The organism is Neobacillus sp. DHD-1R (genome assembly GCF_057747995.1).
The window spans coordinates 2,214,439-2,230,489 of the sequence record NZ_CM173232.1 but is presented as its reverse complement, the minus strand read 5'-3'; the positions used below and the strand labels follow the sequence as shown (position 1 = coordinate 2,230,489).

The 16,051-nt window shown below is 39.8% G+C and carries 16 protein-coding genes; 6 read left to right on the top strand and 10 right to left on the bottom strand.

From position 1 onward, the window contains the following. The first annotated feature begins 10 nt into the window (after positions 1 to 10). Positions 11 to 2,110, top strand: coding sequence for a metallophosphoesterase family protein (locus tag AC3ANL_RS10730; RefSeq protein ID WP_488329196.1), 2,100 nt, complete (start codon positions 11 to 13; stop codon positions 2,108 to 2,110). 18 nt (positions 2,111 to 2,128) lie between these two features. Here AC3ANL_RS10730 and AC3ANL_RS10725 read toward each other — a convergent pair whose 3' ends face one another. Beyond that, positions 2,129 to 3,046: an alpha/beta hydrolase gene (locus tag AC3ANL_RS10725; RefSeq protein WP_488329195.1), complete on the bottom strand. Its 918-nt coding sequence runs from the start codon at positions 3,044 to 3,046 to the stop codon at positions 2,129 to 2,131. Between the two features lie 312 nt (positions 3,047 to 3,358). On the opposite strand from AC3ANL_RS10725, the gene AC3ANL_RS10720 reads away from it, so the two are divergent. Together AC3ANL_RS10720 and AC3ANL_RS10715 are read left to right on the top strand one after the other, a co-directional pair. Next, positions 3,359 to 4,669 carry an alkaline phosphatase family protein gene (locus tag AC3ANL_RS10720; RefSeq protein ID WP_488329194.1) on the top strand — a complete coding sequence of 437 codons (1,311 nt, stop codon included), beginning with the start codon at positions 3,359 to 3,361 and terminating at the stop codon, positions 4,667 to 4,669. Between the two features lie 12 nt (positions 4,670 to 4,681). Continuing rightward, on the top strand, positions 4,682 to 5,938 hold the full coding sequence (locus tag AC3ANL_RS10715; protein WP_488329193.1) for an MFS transporter: 1,257 nt from the start codon (positions 4,682 to 4,684) through the stop codon (positions 5,936 to 5,938). A gap of 66 nt (positions 5,939 to 6,004) precedes the next feature. Here the strand turns inward: AC3ANL_RS10715 and AC3ANL_RS10710 are convergent, their stop codons facing one another. After that, positions 6,005 to 6,352 carry a metal-sensitive transcriptional regulator gene (locus tag AC3ANL_RS10710; protein WP_488329192.1) on the bottom strand — a complete coding sequence of 116 codons (348 nt, stop codon included), beginning with the start codon at positions 6,350 to 6,352 and terminating at the stop codon, positions 6,005 to 6,007. A gap of 173 nt (positions 6,353 to 6,525) precedes the next feature. Here AC3ANL_RS10710 and AC3ANL_RS10705 point away from each other — a divergent pair, with 173 nt between their 5' ends. Next, positions 6,526 to 7,422: a DUF2935 domain-containing protein gene (locus AC3ANL_RS10705; RefSeq protein ID WP_488329191.1), complete on the top strand. Its 897-nt coding sequence runs from the start codon at positions 6,526 to 6,528 to the stop codon at positions 7,420 to 7,422. 231 nt (positions 7,423 to 7,653) lie between these two features. Beyond that, positions 7,654 to 8,766, top strand: coding sequence for a metallophosphoesterase (locus AC3ANL_RS10700; protein WP_488329190.1), 1,113 nt, complete (start codon positions 7,654 to 7,656; stop codon positions 8,764 to 8,766). Positions 8,767 to 9,009: 243 nt separating this feature from the next. Here AC3ANL_RS10700 and AC3ANL_RS10695 read toward each other — a convergent pair whose 3' ends face one another. Together AC3ANL_RS10695 and AC3ANL_RS10690 are read right to left on the bottom strand one after the other, a co-directional pair. Next, positions 9,010 to 9,477 (bottom strand): CBS domain-containing protein, encoded by a 468-nt coding sequence (locus tag AC3ANL_RS10695; protein ID WP_488329189.1) that lies wholly within the window; start codon positions 9,475 to 9,477, stop codon positions 9,010 to 9,012. 231 nt (positions 9,478 to 9,708) lie between these two features. Then, positions 9,709 to 10,365, bottom strand: coding sequence for a TetR/AcrR family transcriptional regulator (locus AC3ANL_RS10690; RefSeq protein ID WP_488329188.1), 657 nt, complete (start codon positions 10,363 to 10,365; stop codon positions 9,709 to 9,711). A gap of 299 nt (positions 10,366 to 10,664) precedes the next feature. Between AC3ANL_RS10690 and AC3ANL_RS10685 the strand changes: the two genes are divergently transcribed. Further along, on the top strand, positions 10,665 to 10,826 hold the full coding sequence (locus tag AC3ANL_RS10685) for a hypothetical protein (protein WP_488329187.1): 162 nt from the start codon (positions 10,665 to 10,667) through the stop codon (positions 10,824 to 10,826). A 67-nt stretch (positions 10,827 to 10,893) separates the two neighbouring features. Here AC3ANL_RS10685 and AC3ANL_RS10680 read toward each other — a convergent pair whose 3' ends face one another. From AC3ANL_RS10680 to AC3ANL_RS10655, 6 genes are all read right to left on the bottom strand, one after another. Then, positions 10,894 to 11,448: a DNA-3-methyladenine glycosylase I gene (locus AC3ANL_RS10680; protein WP_488329186.1), complete on the bottom strand. Its 555-nt coding sequence runs from the start codon at positions 11,446 to 11,448 to the stop codon at positions 10,894 to 10,896. Between the two features lie 214 nt (positions 11,449 to 11,662). After that, the gene (locus tag AC3ANL_RS10675) at positions 11,663 to 12,511 is read right to left on the bottom strand and encodes a DODA-type extradiol aromatic ring-opening family dioxygenase (RefSeq protein ID WP_488329185.1); all 849 of its coding nucleotides are present in this window, start codon (positions 12,509 to 12,511) and stop codon (positions 11,663 to 11,665) included. Positions 12,512 to 12,690: 179 nt separating this feature from the next. Further along, positions 12,691 to 12,876, bottom strand: a complete 186-nt coding sequence (locus AC3ANL_RS10670) for a 4-oxalocrotonate tautomerase (protein WP_488329184.1) — start codon at positions 12,874 to 12,876, stop codon at positions 12,691 to 12,693. 27 nt (positions 12,877 to 12,903) lie between these two features. Then, entirely contained in the window at positions 12,904 to 13,686 is a 783-nt protein-coding gene (locus AC3ANL_RS10665) for a 2-keto-4-pentenoate hydratase (RefSeq protein ID WP_488329183.1), read from the bottom strand. 25 nt (positions 13,687 to 13,711) lie between these two features. Further along, positions 13,712 to 14,431 carry a 2-keto-4-pentenoate hydratase gene (locus tag AC3ANL_RS10660; RefSeq protein WP_488329703.1) on the bottom strand — a complete coding sequence of 240 codons (720 nt, stop codon included), beginning with the start codon at positions 14,429 to 14,431 and terminating at the stop codon, positions 13,712 to 13,714. 74 nt (positions 14,432 to 14,505) lie between these two features. Further along, positions 14,506 to 15,969, bottom strand: a complete 1,464-nt coding sequence (locus tag AC3ANL_RS10655) for an aldehyde dehydrogenase (RefSeq protein ID WP_488329182.1) — start codon at positions 15,967 to 15,969, stop codon at positions 14,506 to 14,508. Between the last annotated feature and the right edge of the window lie 82 nt (positions 15,970 to 16,051).

The following is a 16,051-nucleotide window of genomic DNA, read 5'->3' as shown; positions in this document are numbered from 1 at the left end:
AGGTGAAGTTATGAGCAGGATGGAGTTCCCGATGGTGCTGGCGGGGCCGATTGTTCGGAGGGTTGAACCATCTAAGGTTTTTATTTGGATTGCGACAAGCAGGAGATTTATGATTGAAGGAATCTTCTATCAAATCAGCCAAAGCCAAGGAGGCGGGGATGATCTTTCCTTCGATTACCAGCAGATAGCAACAGTTAGTGTGCCTATGACCGTAAAGATTGGCAAACAACTGTTCATCCATTTAATTAAAGCGGCCCCCATCAACGGCCAATTTCCAACCGATACTTTGATTGGCTACAATCTACAATTCAGCCATGGCTCTGAGCAGCATGATTTAAAGAGTCTGAACTTCCTCACACCTAATCAACAGCATTCCATCGTATATGGAAAGCTTAAATACCCTACTTTTCAAATAAAAAACGGGAATTGCCAGTGCAAAAGCAATATTTTATATGGCTCTTGCCGAAAACTCCATGGTGAGGGAGAAGATACACTAGCCTTTGCAGATATGATCCTGGAAAAAACGTATGCCTTGACGAAGGAAGATCGCCCAGACGCACTTTTTCTGATGGGCGACCAAATTTATGCAGATGATGTCGCCGATCCAATCATCCTGCCCATTGCCACAATAGGCAAAGAGTTAATTGGGAAAAATGAACCACTCCATCTATTGGATGATCGCCTCAATCAAGAACTCTATCCTTCCCAGCTTAATCAAATAAACGGCAGACAATTTATCATGGAAAATCTTGCCCTGTTTACGTCCTCTCAAGCACAAAACCATTTAATCGAATTAGGCGAATTTGCTGCAATGTATCTATTAACTTGGAATCCCGAACTGTGGGCCGCCGCTCAAGAGCACCAATTATTTGCATCCTTTGCGGAGATGGAAGAAAAAAAGCTTATTCATTATACGTTTCCAAATAAGGAGCGCACTTTGAAGGAACATAAAACAGAGCGCGAAAAACTAAAGGTTCGGTACCAAGATCAACAAGAAGCCCTAATTACCTTCCAAGAAACACTTTGGCGAGTTCGAAGATTGTTAGCCAATATACCGACCTATATGATTTTTGATGATCATGATATTACCGATGATTGGAATATTTCAGCCAATTGGAAAAAGAACGTTCAAAATGCGTCCTTAGGCCGACATATCATTGCAAACGGCCTTGCCGCATATTGGGCGTTCCAAGGCTGGGGGAACGATCCGGAAGCCTATGATCAAGATTTTATCGAGATGATGGCCGCTTATTTTAAGAAATTGAGGAATGACAGCACTCACTCAAAACTAAATGACAGATGGATTATGAAACTTTTGAATTTTAACTCGTGGCATTTTGTTGCCCCAACCACGCCTAAGGCCGTTTTTCTAGATACCCGAACACTGCGTGAATATGAGTCCACACCCAAACCAGTAAAATTTGGTCATATTATAACAGAAACAGAGGGTTGCCCCCAGCTCATTAACCAAATCGGTTGGTCTCTCCTTACAAATAAGCTTCACTTAAGCGGATGGAAAAGTGGGACCCCCTTGGTCATCGTCTCCGCCACACCCTTTTACGGAATGGGCCTAATTGAATCCTTTCTGCACGATTTTGTCTACCCTTTTAAGGTCATCGGCGTGGACGTGCAAACTTCCTTTGATTTTGAAGCTTGGAAATATAACGGAAAAGGGTTTACAGAGTTCCTTCAACAGGTCACTGAATGGGCCCCATCTCAATGCCTTATATTATCAGGAGATGTACACTATGCCTCAGCCGTTAAGGCTGCGGTCACATTTGCCAATGGAAAAAAGCTTCCGATTCAGCAATATACAAGCAGCGCTTTTAAAAATATGAGTTTTTCTGGAATTTGGGGACTTTTGATGAAAATGGTCATTGGTTTCAACTCTTTAAGCAGGAAAAATAAAGATATCCACCGGATTTGTGACCCCACCTACACGATTATCCATGTTGAAAAAGACCATGAAGAAGAACCCTATTTATGGAAAGATCAATTGAGGTATCAATTTTTAGAAAAAGGCTCCATTATTGAAACCAGCAACAATCTTGGTTTAGTTACGATCACAAAGGAAACAAGTCAAAATAGGATCATTAAAAAAATAAAGTGAAGGTCATCTCACGGACCTTCACTGCCTAAATATTTTCTTTACAAATCTTCCAATATCCGTCACCGCTCTTCTTGCTTCAGGTAAGCGATCTCCACTAATTTGCCAAACATGCCACATTCCATTCCAAACATTAAGCGAAACATCCACACCTACTTTCCTTGCTTCTTGTGCGAGCTTCATGGCATCACTTTGTAAAATTTCATGATTACCAGCTTGGATAAACATGGGCGGCAATCCTGTAAGATCCGCAAAGATGGGGGATATGAGCGGGTGTTCGAGGGACTCATTCCCTGCGTACATACGGGCAGCCCCTTTTACTACTTCGAAACTTAAATACGGATCAATCTGATAATTTTGCCGATAACTTGCCCCGCTGCTTGTTAAATCTACCCATGGTGAAAGACAAACAACAGCAGCCGGAAGGGGCTCATTCTGATCTCTTAACACCAATAAAGTGGCAAGGCACAGTCCTCCTCCCGCCGAATCACCTGCCAGGATGATGTTCGAAGAATCGTACCCTTGCTCGAGCAGCCAGTGGTAAACGGTTACCGCATCTTCAATCGCCGCTGGAAAAGGATGTTCGGGTGCCAAGCGATACTCAGGAAACAGGACCTTCACACCAGACGCTCTCCCGATTCTAGCAGCGAGTGGACGATGAGTATTGGCTGAACATAGGGCATACCCTCCTCCATGTAAATAAAGAATCACCTTATTTGCCAACGATGTGCTGCCGAAAGAAAGCCACTCTGCATATAACCCTTCCACTTCAAGGGACTCAACCTTACAGTTTTTTGGCAGTCTGGCAATTTTTCTAGCGGCAGCATCAAGCATTTGCCGCTGTTCACCTATCCCTTTACTCCTTAAACCCTTCTTCACAGCTCTTTTTACCGATAGCTTAATTGCTTTTTCGAAAAAATAACTTTGGAAACTTGGCATGATTTCCAACTCCTTTTTTCCGCATGTAACGGCAGTAAGTTTAAGAAAATTTACTGGTTACAACGTATTGATTTAGGCTCACCATCAAGCAGCACGCGAGCCATACACGCCTATACTAACAGAACTCACATTATCCATTAATTGCTAATTTCATTATACTAGAAAAAATCCTTAATAAAATAATGACTCTATAAACTTCTATAGTTTTGCCAAATTTTCAAAAATTTTTGTAAATATTTTGTAACAATTCTTTCCTTTTAATCCTCCTATAGTAAAATAAAAGTAACCTGAACTATTTACTGGAGGGTTTGCATGCAACGACTTACTGACCATTTAATCATTATTTCATTTGATTGTCTTTCTGCTTTAGACTTTCCTATATTACAAGAACTTTCTCACTTTCAGACCTTATTAAACAATGGCACTTATGTCGAACAGGTGGAAACCATCTACCCTTCGGTTACCTATCCATGTCATGCCACCATTGTGACAGGAAATTATCCGAATCGGCACGGGGTCATCAATAATACGTTGCTGCAACCAGGTATGGCTTCACCTGATTGGAATTGGTACCGGGATTGTATCCAGGGGACTACCTTATATGATGAAGTGAAAAAGGCAGCGATGACGACCGCAGCCCTTTTATGGCCAGTGACTGCAAAAGCCGCTGCTATCGACTATAATATGCCGGAAATCTTCGCTAATCGCCGCTGGCATAATCAAATTCTTGTATCGCTTCGTAGTGGCACGCCGCGCTATCAGTGGGATCTCAATAAACGCTTCGGACATCTCCGCAATGGGCTTAGGCAACCTGAATTAGATGATTTTGTCTTAGCATCCACCGTCGACACAATTAAAACAAAGAAACCAAACTTATTGATGGTGCACTTTACCGATTTAGATACGCAGCGGCATGATCATGGTTTTTCTTCCGATGAAGCAATAGCGGCGATTCACCGACATAACAACCGGCTTGGTAGAATTATTGAGGCCTTACAAGAGAGCGGAATCTATGAACACTCGACCATCGTGGCATTAGGAGATCATAGTGCCCTGGATGAACATAAGGCTGTCAATGTGAATGTCCTCTTACATACCCAAAACCTAATTACAACAAACGCGAATGGGAAATTAATAAATTGGAAGGCCTATTGTAAAAGTTGTGATGGTTCTGCATATATTTACATAAAAGATAAACAAGATACAGCGACTTATAAAGAAGTTAAAAATCTATTAGATTCTTTATTAGCTGACCCTGATTCTGGCATCGAACAGGTACTAACAGGTGAACAAGCCGCGGAAAAAGGGGCTGATGGGACATGCGCCTTTATGATTGAAGCGCGGCGGGGTTTCTATTTTTTAGAAGACTATCAGGGGGATTACATCAAAACGATCACCAAGGAGGCGGCCGCATCTGATAAAAAGTACACCTTTGCCTGTCATGGCTATTCACCTGAAAAAGAGAATTATGGCACCATCTTGATGGCAGCCGGGAAAGGGATTCAGCCGATCACCCTGCCTTCTATCCGGCTCATTGATGAAGGCCCGACATTCGCAAGGCTCCTCGGTGTCAGCTTAGGAAATACCGATGGAAGAGTTATCGAAGAAATGTTGACTTTATAAGGGGGAAAATGAATGAGTCGGATGTCAAAGCAAGAGAAAAGCTGGGTGTTCTATGATTGGGCGAATTCGGCCTATTCGATCCTGATTACCACGGCCATATTTCCATTGTATTTTAAAGCGGCAGCGAACGAGGCGGGATTGGCCGCATCTACCTCTACTGCCTACTGGGGTTATGCCAATTCCTTTGCCACTTTGCTCATTTCGCTATGTGCCCCTATTTTGGGAAGTATCGCTGATTTCAAAGGCTTCAAAAAAAGATTTTTTATCTTTTTCTTTGCTCTCGGTATTATTTTTACCTTCCTGCTTGCGGTTGTGCCAAGTGATCAATGGCTGATTCTATTAATCTGTTATATGGTTACCGTCATTGGTTTTGGAGGTACAAATATTTTTTACGATGCTTTCCTTGTCGATGTAACAACAGAAGAAAGAATGAATCAAATTTCTTCAAAAGGATATGCGATGGGCTATATCGGCAGTACCATTCCGTTTATTCTTGGAATTGCCCTGATTATTTTATCACAGCAAAATATTATTCCACTCTCTGTAACGCTCGCAAGCCAGCTTGCCTTTGCGATTACGGCCTTATGGTGGGGGTTGTTTACCATTCCGATGTTAAAAAATGTGAAGCAGGTTTATTATAAGGAAATCTTACCAAACCCTGTAGTCAATGGATTTAAACAGCTTTTTACAACTTTTAAAAAAATCAGGCAATACCGACCCTTATTTCTGTTTTTAATCGCTTATTTCTTTTACATTGATGGCGTTAATACCATTATCACGATGTCAACAACCTATGGAGCTGATTTAGGAATCACATCTACGAACCTATTAATTATCTTGTTTGCGACACAAGTGGTGGCGGCACCGTTTGCAGTCTTATACGGAAAACTTGCCGATAAATTCACGGGAAAAACGATGTTGTTAGTTGGCATATTTATTTATATCGTCATTTGTGTATATGCTTATTTTTTAAAAACCACATTAGATTTTTGGATTCTCGCTATGCTTGTCGGTTCCTCCCAAGGTGGCATTCAGGCGTTAAGCCGTTCCTACTTTGCTAAGCTCGTTCCAAAAGATAGTGCCAATGAATTTTTTGGTTTCTATAGCATCTTTTATAAATTTGCTGCCATCTTAGGTCCATTTTTAGTCGGTATTACAGCTCAGTTAACCGGAAATACAAGTAGCGGCGTATTTAGCTTAGTCCTATTATTTATTATCGGAGGAATATTCCTTCTTCGTGTCCCGGAAGTGGCAAAGACTACAAATTAAATAGAATGAGATCGTATCAAAAGGGTCAGACCCCACGAATGCTGAAATCGCGGGGGTCTGACCCTTTTATTTTTTCATTAATTTTTGAATGGTAACCAAAACCTCATCCAAGACCTCGTAATCCCCTTCTTGGATTCTCTCGACAACACAGCTTTTCAGATGACCCTCAAGCAAGATTTTAGCTACACTATTTAACGCCGATTGGGTAGCAGAAATTTGATTAATGACATCATCACAATACGTATCTTTTTCAATTAAACCTTTAATTCCTCGGATTTGACCTTCGATTCGGTTCAACCTTGTTACAAGATTGTTTTTAACCTTATCTGAATGATGACTTTGTCGATGGCTGCCCTCATGGTCACAGCACGAATCATCAATAAGTTCCTTTTCAACCTCTTGTTCATGAGACATTTTAACGCCTCCTTTTTGACTTATTATATCATACCCCCGTATTGTAAAGCGACGGAAGAAACTGCGCTTACGACATCTTTATTTTATATATTCAAGATACAAACTAGTCCCATGACATATAAGGAAATCTTTGAAATAAATATGTAGTAATGGTTATTTTAGGGGGCGAAGACATGGTCAATCAGGGCTTTACGGGTATATATGACAGTCAGAATCAATTGCTGATTTCTCCTGAGTCCTTTGCTGCACCACCTGAATCATTGACAGAGCAACTGTTTATTGAACGATCCTTAACCGAAAATAAATTTTGGTTACGGATTATGAAAGAGCATTCGTATTTTTTAAGTGAAGGATTCAACCGTCATGATAAGCAGCTCATTCAACAAACAGATCGTTTTTATTATTACTTTCAAGAACAAGAAAAGCGAGCTCACCAAACTCCAAATGATGTAACCGCAGTCAGAAAGTTGAACGAAGATTCTATTCAATTGGTGTTAGGATTAAGAAATTTCAAACGTAATCTCCTTATTCTTATTATTAATTGCAAAGTTAAGGGATTTAATTTCCCGCTGCTTGTCGATCACATTGCCCGTGAAGCTGAGTATTTTATGAGAACGTTAAAAAAATTTAATGAAGGAATAATGGATCCTATTCAGGATGCCATCATCAAAGAAAATGTATTTTGGCTTAAAATTATGATGGAGCACTCACGCTTTATTGCTTCACTATTGGATCAATCAGAACGAAATTTAGTGAAAACTGCAAGTAAATTCGGCGACGATTTTGAAGTTCTTCTTAATCAAGCAAGAGATGTTGAATCCATGCTATATAAGAAGAGTCCGACTTATCCAATAATCGGAAAGCTAAATAAGGATAGTGAAAATGCCACCCATGAGCTTCGAAATTTTAAACAAGCGGGCTTAGATTTAATAAAATCATGTCAAATCCGTAGTGTCATTGATCCATTGTTAGCAGATCATGTAGTAAGGGAAGCTGATCATTTCCTCTCTATGATTTCGGTCTTAGAGCAAAGACTAAAAGTAAAACAACAAGAAGAACAGCATTTCTAGAAGTTATTTGACGTGACATATTTACTCCAAGTAAAACTGATAAAACCGCATTACGATATGAATGCGGTTTTTTACCGTTTTCTATGTCAATCCTCACAGCAAAGTTTAATTGACAGTACATAGTTAACATGCAATACTTGAACTACATTTCATGTTTTTTTAAAATTCACCTATGCTTACAATCTTTACATTCTAGATCCTGTTTTAGTAACTACATAAAAGGAGTTTTTTATGAAACTGCGCAATGTGATCAATTTTCTCCTTATCCTTATTGTTTATGCAGCATTAACCTTCTATATTGGCTGGAACGGCTGGATGTGGCTGCATGCCGCCTTTGGTCTTGAGGCTTCTTGGCCATATGGGATTTTAATTGGACTGATCTCATTTTCCTACATCATTGGCCATTTCCTAAAAAGTGTGTCCATTTTTAAAATGATTGGTTCCTATTGGTTTGGTGTCCTACAATACGCTATTTTATTTCTGCCCCTTGCAAATCTTATTGGGCTCGTCCTAGTTTTTGCTGGACTTCCAACCATATCGGTTATCAATTGGCTAGGTGCCATCGTTATTGTTGCCTTTATCGCTCTCTTTATTGTTGGAACATTTAATGCTTATAGCCCTGTTGTCCGCAACTATTCCATTGTGATTCCAAAAAAGGCTCAAAATCTTTCGACACTCAGAATTGCCATGGCCTCTGATATGCACTTCGGCAGACTCTCAGGTCGTTCCCATGCTCGCCGGCTGGTTCAACAAGTAAATGCACTACAGCCGGATCTCATTTTATTACCCGGCGATATCATTGATGATGACCCTGAGCCCTTCATCAAAAAAAAGATAGGAACGATTATGAACGAGTTATCAGCACCACTCGGAATATATGGTGTTCTCGGAAATCATGAATATTATGGCGGCGGAATTCCCCAATTTTTAAAGGAGATGGAACAAAACGGGATTACAATCCTACTTGATCAAATCATCAAGATTGAGGACAGTTTTTATTTAGCAGGACGGAAAGATAAAACCGATGGGAAGCGGATATCCATCGAGAATTTACTTGCAGACATTGATCTGGATGCCCCCATCATCATGATGGACCACCAACCGGCAGAAATTAGTCAGGCAGAAAAACATCATGTTGACTTACTTTTATCCGGGCATACGCACAGAGGACAGATGGCACCGAATCATCTCATTACCAGAAGAATATTTGAACTGGACTGGGGTTACCTGCACAAAAATCAACTACATACGATTGTTTCATCAGGATTTGGATTTTGGGGTCCACCACTCCGGATTGGCAGCCGCTCTGAAATCATCCAAATTGATGTTAGTTTTTCGGTATAAGGGGAAAAGCGCAAGCGCCCTGTTCAGCGGCGTATGGCCTGGAGCGCTCCAACTGAGATAAAGGAAACACGAAGAGCCGGAGGCGATTCGATGTTGACTTATCGTAGGGCGGAGAGCGAAGGACACTAGCCGCTAGGGCGCTGGAGCTGGACAATTCTCGAAGCCACAACTTATAAATTTTTATATTAAAAAAAAAGCCATCACAATGAAAAAATGTGATGGTCTTTCTTTTAAGTATTGTTCTTATTGAACGCTTTCCACGATCTTTTGCTGGATATTGCGAATGACATCACCGCGACTGATGACTCCTACAACATGTTTCTTTTCATCAATGACAGGTAGTTTCTTAAAGTGATGTTTAGATAAAAGATTTATGACTGTGGTCATTTCGTCCTCAGGTTGAACTGTTACGATTCCGTGTGTTTTGGCAATCTTACCAATCTCTGTCTCAATAATTTCACGTAAGTGTATGTCCATAGCTTCAACAGCCACATACGTGATAAAGCTGAAATAATCGTGAATGCGGCGATCAATCGGTTTGATTGCCCGTAGTATATCACCATCAGTTACAATTCCACATAAAGTCCCATCTTTTTTTATAATGGGCACGCCGCCTATTTTCTTTTCAACAAACGTCGCCATTACCTCTTTAACGGAACTTTCTGGGCTTACTGAAATAACATCTTTCACCATAAATTCTTTTACTTTCATGATGTTCACCACTTTCCTTGAAATGTATAATGATCAGTCGAACCCGCGTTATTTGTGTGGTATCCTATTACTATTTTTTCAAGATGGTTTCAAAAATAGACCGATAAAAGAGATCACTGCCTGCTAAGTTTCCTCTTTTTTATAGGTTCTATGGGATTGTATTCATGAATATAATTTTACTCATCTTTTAAGATATTAATTTTCGTTGTATTGTATTGTATTGTGTACACTTTAATCGATGTTTTTATTTTCATTATTTCGTAATTTTATTAAGGCTGCCGGCGGAAAAACCATTCGACAAATCACCTTAGCCAATTCATGATAATCTGCTTTAATCCTGCAATCAAGTTCTTTATCCATTCCCTTCTCCAATAAAACCATGATTGCCCAAGAAACCGTATCTAAATCAAGATCCATCCATGTTAGCTCTTGCTCACAAGCTTGTTTTAGACTAGAAAGTATTCTCGCATGGATCTTCTTTCTTGCATCATCCAATACCTCCGCAAGTTCTGAGTCCTTCGAGAGCAGCTCAGGCAGTACCCGATAAAGTCCCATCTCATTTAGCCGATTATAATGGTTTTCTAAAAGCGTTGCCATTAACGATTCCGGGTCATTAGAAACCCAACTGGGTTCAGGTGGCAGAAAGTTCTCTATTTTATCCTCTAATAAAGACATTAATAGCTGCCGTTTATCGGAAAAATAGCGATAAAACGTTCCTGTCGCTACCCCTGCATGGGAGGCAATTTCCTTAGCGGTTGTATGTTCGTAGCCTTTTGTATTAAATAAAACATAGCCGCTTTGAATCAGAGCATTTCTTTTTTGTTGAGCTCGTTCCTGTTTAGGCACAAATGGAAATTCACCAACAAGTTTATCTTCGCGTTCTGGCATATGATCACCTCGTTACAATCATAACACGATTTTATAATTTGAACCATAGTTCATCTTTTTATTGACAGACATCTCTGATTATGTAATACTTGAACCCAGGTTCATGTTGTAGTTCATGACATAGTTTAACACCCCTTGCAAAATGAATGACTATAACATGACCAACTTTTTTCATAAAAGTACAATCTCCTAAGCAGGATTTTAAATCTTTTATGCGAATAATTTATAGTATCTTTATCACGATTGTTCCTTTTCTATACTATATATGTATTACAATAATTTGGAAGGTGTTGAATAACTTGGCCAATCAAACTGATTCAAAAAAAATCTCTGTAAATTCAACTATTTCGTTAAAAGGAATTGTGAAAGCCATTTTCAACGATACCGTTCACGTCCAAATAGGTGGCAAGATTATTCCTATACCAGCTTCTGACTTCATGATTGAAAACCCTACGAAGTAATTATTTGATTTTTTAAGCAGGAAAGCCCATCACAAAATGTGGTGGGCTTTCCTTTTTCATGAGAAAACTACTGTTGATAACATTCACATGTCACAATATGGTCATTCACCATGCCAACTGCTTGCATAAATGCATAGCAAATGGTCGATCCAACAAATTTAAAGCCTCGTTTCTTTAAATCCTTACTTAATTGATCACTAATTTCTGTTGTAGCCGGGACATCTTTCATTTCTTTGAAATGATTGTGTATCGGTTTACCATTCACAAATGACCAGATGTATGTGTGGAAAGAACCAAATTCCTCTACAACTTTTAAGTACGCCGCTGCATTTGTCATAACAGCATTAATTTTCAGCTTGTTACGGACAATTCCTTCGTTATGTAAAAGCTCATCGATTTTTTTATCATCATACCGGATTATTTTTTTAGCATCAAAGTTGTCGAAGGCTTTTCGATAATTTTCTCGCTTTTTTAATATCGTATACCAGCTTAGCCCTGCTTGTGCACCTTCCAGATTTAAATATTCGAACAGCAACCGGTCATCATAAACGGGCACCCCCCATTCATGGTCATGATAATCGATATATAATGGGTCTTGGTTTACCCAGCTGCATCTATTCATTTTTAGAATACCTCCCATTCTTTCATCATCTAGTTAGCTCATTTTACATCTCCAAGTATTACATATTTCTATTAGAAAAGGTATCTGACAGATTAAACTACCAGGCACTTGAAGTAAAGTGACTATATACGGAAAAGGCTTAATTGGAACGATTATTAGAAAAAAAATGAGAGCTGTAGGAAGTTACAATTGTATTTTTCCTACAGCTCTCTATTTATTTAACATATTCACTGTCAGTCCTTGCCTCTACACTTGCATTCTCCTTTTTTCCAAATGTAATCAGTGCGTTCCAGCTTCCGGAAGATTGGCCATCTGCATAATAAATAGGCTCAGAACCCTCCTCAATCAGACTGAGCAACATGGCAAGATGACGACCACCGGATTCTACTCTTGCAAATCTTGCATATTCAGGCAGCATGTTATATGCCTCTTGATAATTTTTGTTCATTACAAATTCTATAAATTGTTTATCCATAGCATGCTCCGTAACAGTGGGCTTATTATGGCGTCCCCGAACTAAATTATGGGACAAGGCACCACTTGAAACAAATACAACCTTTTTCTCAGTTTCTTGTAAAACCTTCCTTATTTCCTGCCCCCATTTAAACGTTTCTTCCAAACTGGCAGCCAACGTGACTGATAAATTAATAACGGGAATTGCTTCGTTTGGATTTAAATATCGTAATGGAACTACACTTCCATAATCCCATAAGTAATAGGGATCATTTACCGCTTGAACTTGGAGACCTGCCGCTTGACCTGCCTTCACTAATTGATTGGCCAACTGTTCATCTCCAGGATAATGGTAAGACACATCCTTAATTAAGTCAGGAGCTTCAAATGCTGTTAAGACCCCTTTATGAACTGGGGTACAGTCAACATAATGGAAAAACGTAGACGGCCAGTGACAGGAAACTAACACAATTACATCCGCATTTACCCCTTTAATCTGTTTTGCCACTTCTTTCATTGCCGAGGCCATATCTTTTTGAAATTCTGGCACTTGGTCCTCATGACAAATGCTAGGAACATGCGGGGCTAATATACTAAACTCGATTGTCATAACACCCTCCTGAAATTTATCTCACGAATAGAAAACGCTTACAATAAAGAATTTTAAGAAAATATAAACGGGATTCTATCTTAAATATTTGCCCTGAACCTTCCTTTTACTTCGTATTAAAATCTACTCAATTGGAGCATGATCATTATTTATCACGATCACGCTCCAGTCTATTCTACTTATCTCTCTGAAGCTGGGATACCTGCAATTCCCCAATGGGTCTTCGGAATTTCTGTAACAATCACTCTAATACTCTCTTTTGGTGCATTTAAGGTTTCGGAAACTGTAGTCGTAATATTGTGGATTACTTCTGCCACTTTCTCCGGCGGCCTTCCTTCCATCATTTGTACGTTTATGATTGGCATTAGAATCCCTCTTCCTCTCTTTTCTTTTTAATCTATTACAGTGAAGGTCACTTCACCTAATCCGTCAAATTTCCCGCTGACCATATCACCATATTTTAACATTACCGCACTCGTAATTCCGCCTGTTAAAATGACATCCCCTTTTTTAACCTTTTCGCCTTTTCGAGCAAGCATATTCGCCAGCATGGCAACGGAGTTGGCAGGATGGCCAAGGACTGCAGCCCCTGCTCCTAATTCCTTTATTTCACCATTAATGGACAGGGTGGAACCAAGTAAGTCTAGTTCAAATTGCGCTGGTTTCTTTAAAGTTGTTCCAAAGACAACTCTAGATGTAGAAGCATTATCTGCAATCACATCGGGTAAAGTAAAATTAAAGTTTTCATAACGGCTATCAATGATTTCTAATGCCGGAAGAACATATTCCGTTTTTGCTAGTACCTGTGCACCAGTCACGCCAGGACCCTCGATATCTTCACCAATAACAAACGCAATTTCCGCTTCGACTTTTGGATGAATCATTTGATGTAATGGCAGCTTTCCGCCATTTTCGATGAGCATATAATCAAATACATATCCATAAATGGGTTCATCGATCCCCATTTGTTTCATTTTTGCATGACTTGTTAGACCCATTTTCGGTCCAACGATTCTTCTTCCTTCACCTAACTTCATTTGGACGATTTCTTCTTGTACCTGATAAGCCTCATTTACTGTCAAATCAGGTTTCAAATTTGCCGTTACTTTTACAACTTCGCGTTTTTCTACTTCGGCTGCAACTAAATAATTAGCTATTTCTTTTAATTGACTCAACTTGTTCCCCTCATTTTTTCATAGTTTAAAAGTGAACACTTACTTGACCGATATGGGCAAATCTTGCCGTAAACGAATCTCCCTTTTGTGCTACTTCTGCCGCAGACAATGCACCTGAGAGAATGACTTCTCCGGCACAAAGTGAAATATCAAACTCTGATAGTTTATTGGCTAACCAGGCAACACATGTGGCCGGATTTCCTAGCGCTGCCGCCCCCACGCCCGTATTGACAAGTTCTCCGTTTTTCGTTAATACCATCCCAATTAATTCAAGATCAATATCTTCTATTCTAGTTGGTTTTCCACCAAGCACGTATAAACAAGAAGACCCATTATCCGCAACCGTGTCCTGTAGCTTGATCTTCCAGTCCTTGATTCGACTATCAACGATTTCAAGTGCAGGAACAACATACTCCGTTGCTTGGAGGACATCAAGGGCGGTCACATTCGGTCCCCTTAAATCCTTTTTTAAAATAAAGGCAATCTCCGCCTCGACTTTTGGTTGAAGAACCGACTCAATCGAAATATGACCGCCATTTTCAACCACCATACTGTCAAGTAAATGCCCATAATCCGGTTCATCGACCCCGAGGAGATTTTGCATCGCTAGGGAGGTTAAGCCAATCTTTTTTCCGACGATTTTCTGGCCTTGGTCAATTTTCTTATTAATATTTTCTAATTGTATATAATAAGCTTCTTCAACGGAAAGCTCTGGATCTACTGATGTTAAAGGGGCTATTCCCATTTTCGTATTCTCTGCTTCCGCTAATTGTTCTGCATATTGTTTTACCTTATTCGTCAAAGTTCTTACTTCCCTTCTTATAGTTTAATCGTGATATTAGAAAGTTCAGAGTAAAAATCAATACTATGCATCCCACCCGTTCTACCAATTCCGCTCTGCTTCATTCCTCCAAATGGTGTACGTAAATCACGTAAGAACCAAGTATTTACCCAGATAATCCCTGCCTCAATTTGATGTGCAACACGATGGGCACGTTTCAAATCGTTTGTCCAGATGGTTGCACTTAAACCGTAATGGGTATCGTTAGCTTGCATAATGACTTCTTCTTCCATATCAAACGGCATAACAGTAACGACAGGTCCAAAGATTTCCTCACGGACACAACGAGAATTCCTATCTAATCCTGTAATAATAGTAGGCTCTAGATAATAGCCCTTTTCATAACCTTCTGGTCGTTTGCCGCCTGTGAGGATGGTTGCCCCGTCTTGCTGAGCGATCTCAATATAACTTTTGACTCGGTCATAATGTTCCTTGCTGATTAAGGCGCCCACATTTGTATCGGCATTTAGTGGATGGCCTACTTTTAACGTTTTTACTTTCTCTGCAAATTTAGTTAAAAATTCTTCATATGCGGGACGTTCGACATAAATACGTGAGCCACAAAGGCAAACCTCACCCTGATTAACAAAACTAGATTTAATCGTAGTTTCGATTACCTCATCTAAATTCGAGTCTGCGAAGATAATATTAGGATTTTTTCCACCCAATTCAAAGGAGAGCTTCTTCAAGGAATCAGCTGCAGCCTTCATAATAGCTGTCCCCGTTCCTGGTTCTCCAATAAAGGAAATCGCATCAATATCTGGGTGCTCCGAAATGGCGCCTCCCGCGGAATTTGGTCCAAAGCCGTGAACAAGATTGACGACTCCATCCGGAACTCCCGCTTCTTTACAAATTTCCATCAATACTGTAGCTGTCATTGGTGTCCATTCAGCTGGTTTGATCACTGCCGTATTCCCCATCGCTAAACATGGAGCTAATTTCCAAGTCAATAATAACAACGGCAAGTTCCAAGGCTTGATGATTCCGACTACTCCTACAGGACGTCGAAAAGTATAATGAAGCGCGATATCATCTTGCATATTCGCATCGGTTCCAACTGAAGTGATATAATCAGCGAAAAAGTGGAAGTTAAAGGCGGCACGAGGAACGTCCACACTATTAGCTAAAGAAAAAGGTTTTCCTGTGTCCAATGATTCTAAGTGGGCAAGTTCCTCTTGCCTTTCCAAAATCAAATCACCAATGCGGCGAAGAATTTTTGAACGTTCCACAACAGAAGTAGTCTTCCATCTACCATTTAAGGCTCTTCGTGCTGCCGTCACCGCGTAGTCAACCTCTTCTTTTCCACCTTCAGCTACTGTTCCTAACACGTCTTCTGTGGCAGGGTTAATATTATCAAATGTTTTTTTGTTTTGTGACTCAACAAATTGTCCGTTGATAAAATGTAAACAATTAATGGCTCTTATTCTTGTTTCTACTTGCATGTCAAAATTCCTCCTAGAAAGTAATTATTTTTGGTATTTTCTTAATTTTATGGTAACGCTTACGGATTTCATTAACAACACG

Excerpts from the sequence above, each read along its gene's own strand:
- AC3ANL_RS10660 (WP_488329703.1), bottom strand. The coding sequence starts at position 14,431 with ATGGGAATAGCCCCTTTAACATCAGTAGATCCAGAGCTTTCCGTTGAA.
- AC3ANL_RS10725 (WP_488329195.1), bottom strand. The coding sequence starts at position 3,046 with ATGCCAAGTTTCCAAAGTTATTTTTTCGAAAAAGCAATTAAGCTATCG.
- AC3ANL_RS10715 (WP_488329193.1), top strand. The coding sequence starts at position 4,682 with ATGAGTCGGATGTCAAAGCAAGAGAAAAGCTGGGTGTTCTATGATTGG.
- AC3ANL_RS10700 (WP_488329190.1), top strand. The coding sequence starts at position 7,654 with ATGAAACTGCGCAATGTGATCAATTTTCTCCTTATCCTTATTGTTTAT.
- AC3ANL_RS10730 (WP_488329196.1), top strand. The coding sequence starts at position 11 with ATGAGCAGGATGGAGTTCCCGATGGTGCTGGCGGGGCCGATTGTTCGG.
- AC3ANL_RS10675 (WP_488329185.1), bottom strand. The coding sequence starts at position 12,511 with ATGACAATCGAGTTTAGTATATTAGCCCCGCATGTTCCTAGCATTTGT.
- AC3ANL_RS10680 (WP_488329186.1), bottom strand. The coding sequence starts at position 11,448 with ATGAATAGATGCAGCTGGGTAAACCAAGACCCATTATATATCGATTAT.
- AC3ANL_RS10705 (WP_488329191.1), top strand. The coding sequence starts at position 6,526 with ATGGTCAATCAGGGCTTTACGGGTATATATGACAGTCAGAATCAATTG.
- AC3ANL_RS10690 (WP_488329188.1), bottom strand. The coding sequence starts at position 10,365 with ATGCCAGAACGCGAAGATAAACTTGTTGGTGAATTTCCATTTGTGCCT.
- AC3ANL_RS10670 (WP_488329184.1), bottom strand. The coding sequence starts at position 12,876 with ATGCCAATCATAAACGTACAAATGATGGAAGGAAGGCCGCCGGAGAAA.
- AC3ANL_RS10695 (WP_488329189.1), bottom strand. The coding sequence starts at position 9,477 with ATGAAAGTAAAAGAATTTATGGTGAAAGATGTTATTTCAGTAAGCCCA.
- AC3ANL_RS10710 (WP_488329192.1), bottom strand. The coding sequence starts at position 6,352 with ATGTCTCATGAACAAGAGGTTGAAAAGGAACTTATTGATGATTCGTGC.
- AC3ANL_RS10655 (WP_488329182.1), bottom strand. The coding sequence starts at position 15,969 with ATGCAAGTAGAAACAAGAATAAGAGCCATTAATTGTTTACATTTTATC.
- AC3ANL_RS10720 (WP_488329194.1), top strand. The coding sequence starts at position 3,359 with ATGCAACGACTTACTGACCATTTAATCATTATTTCATTTGATTGTCTT.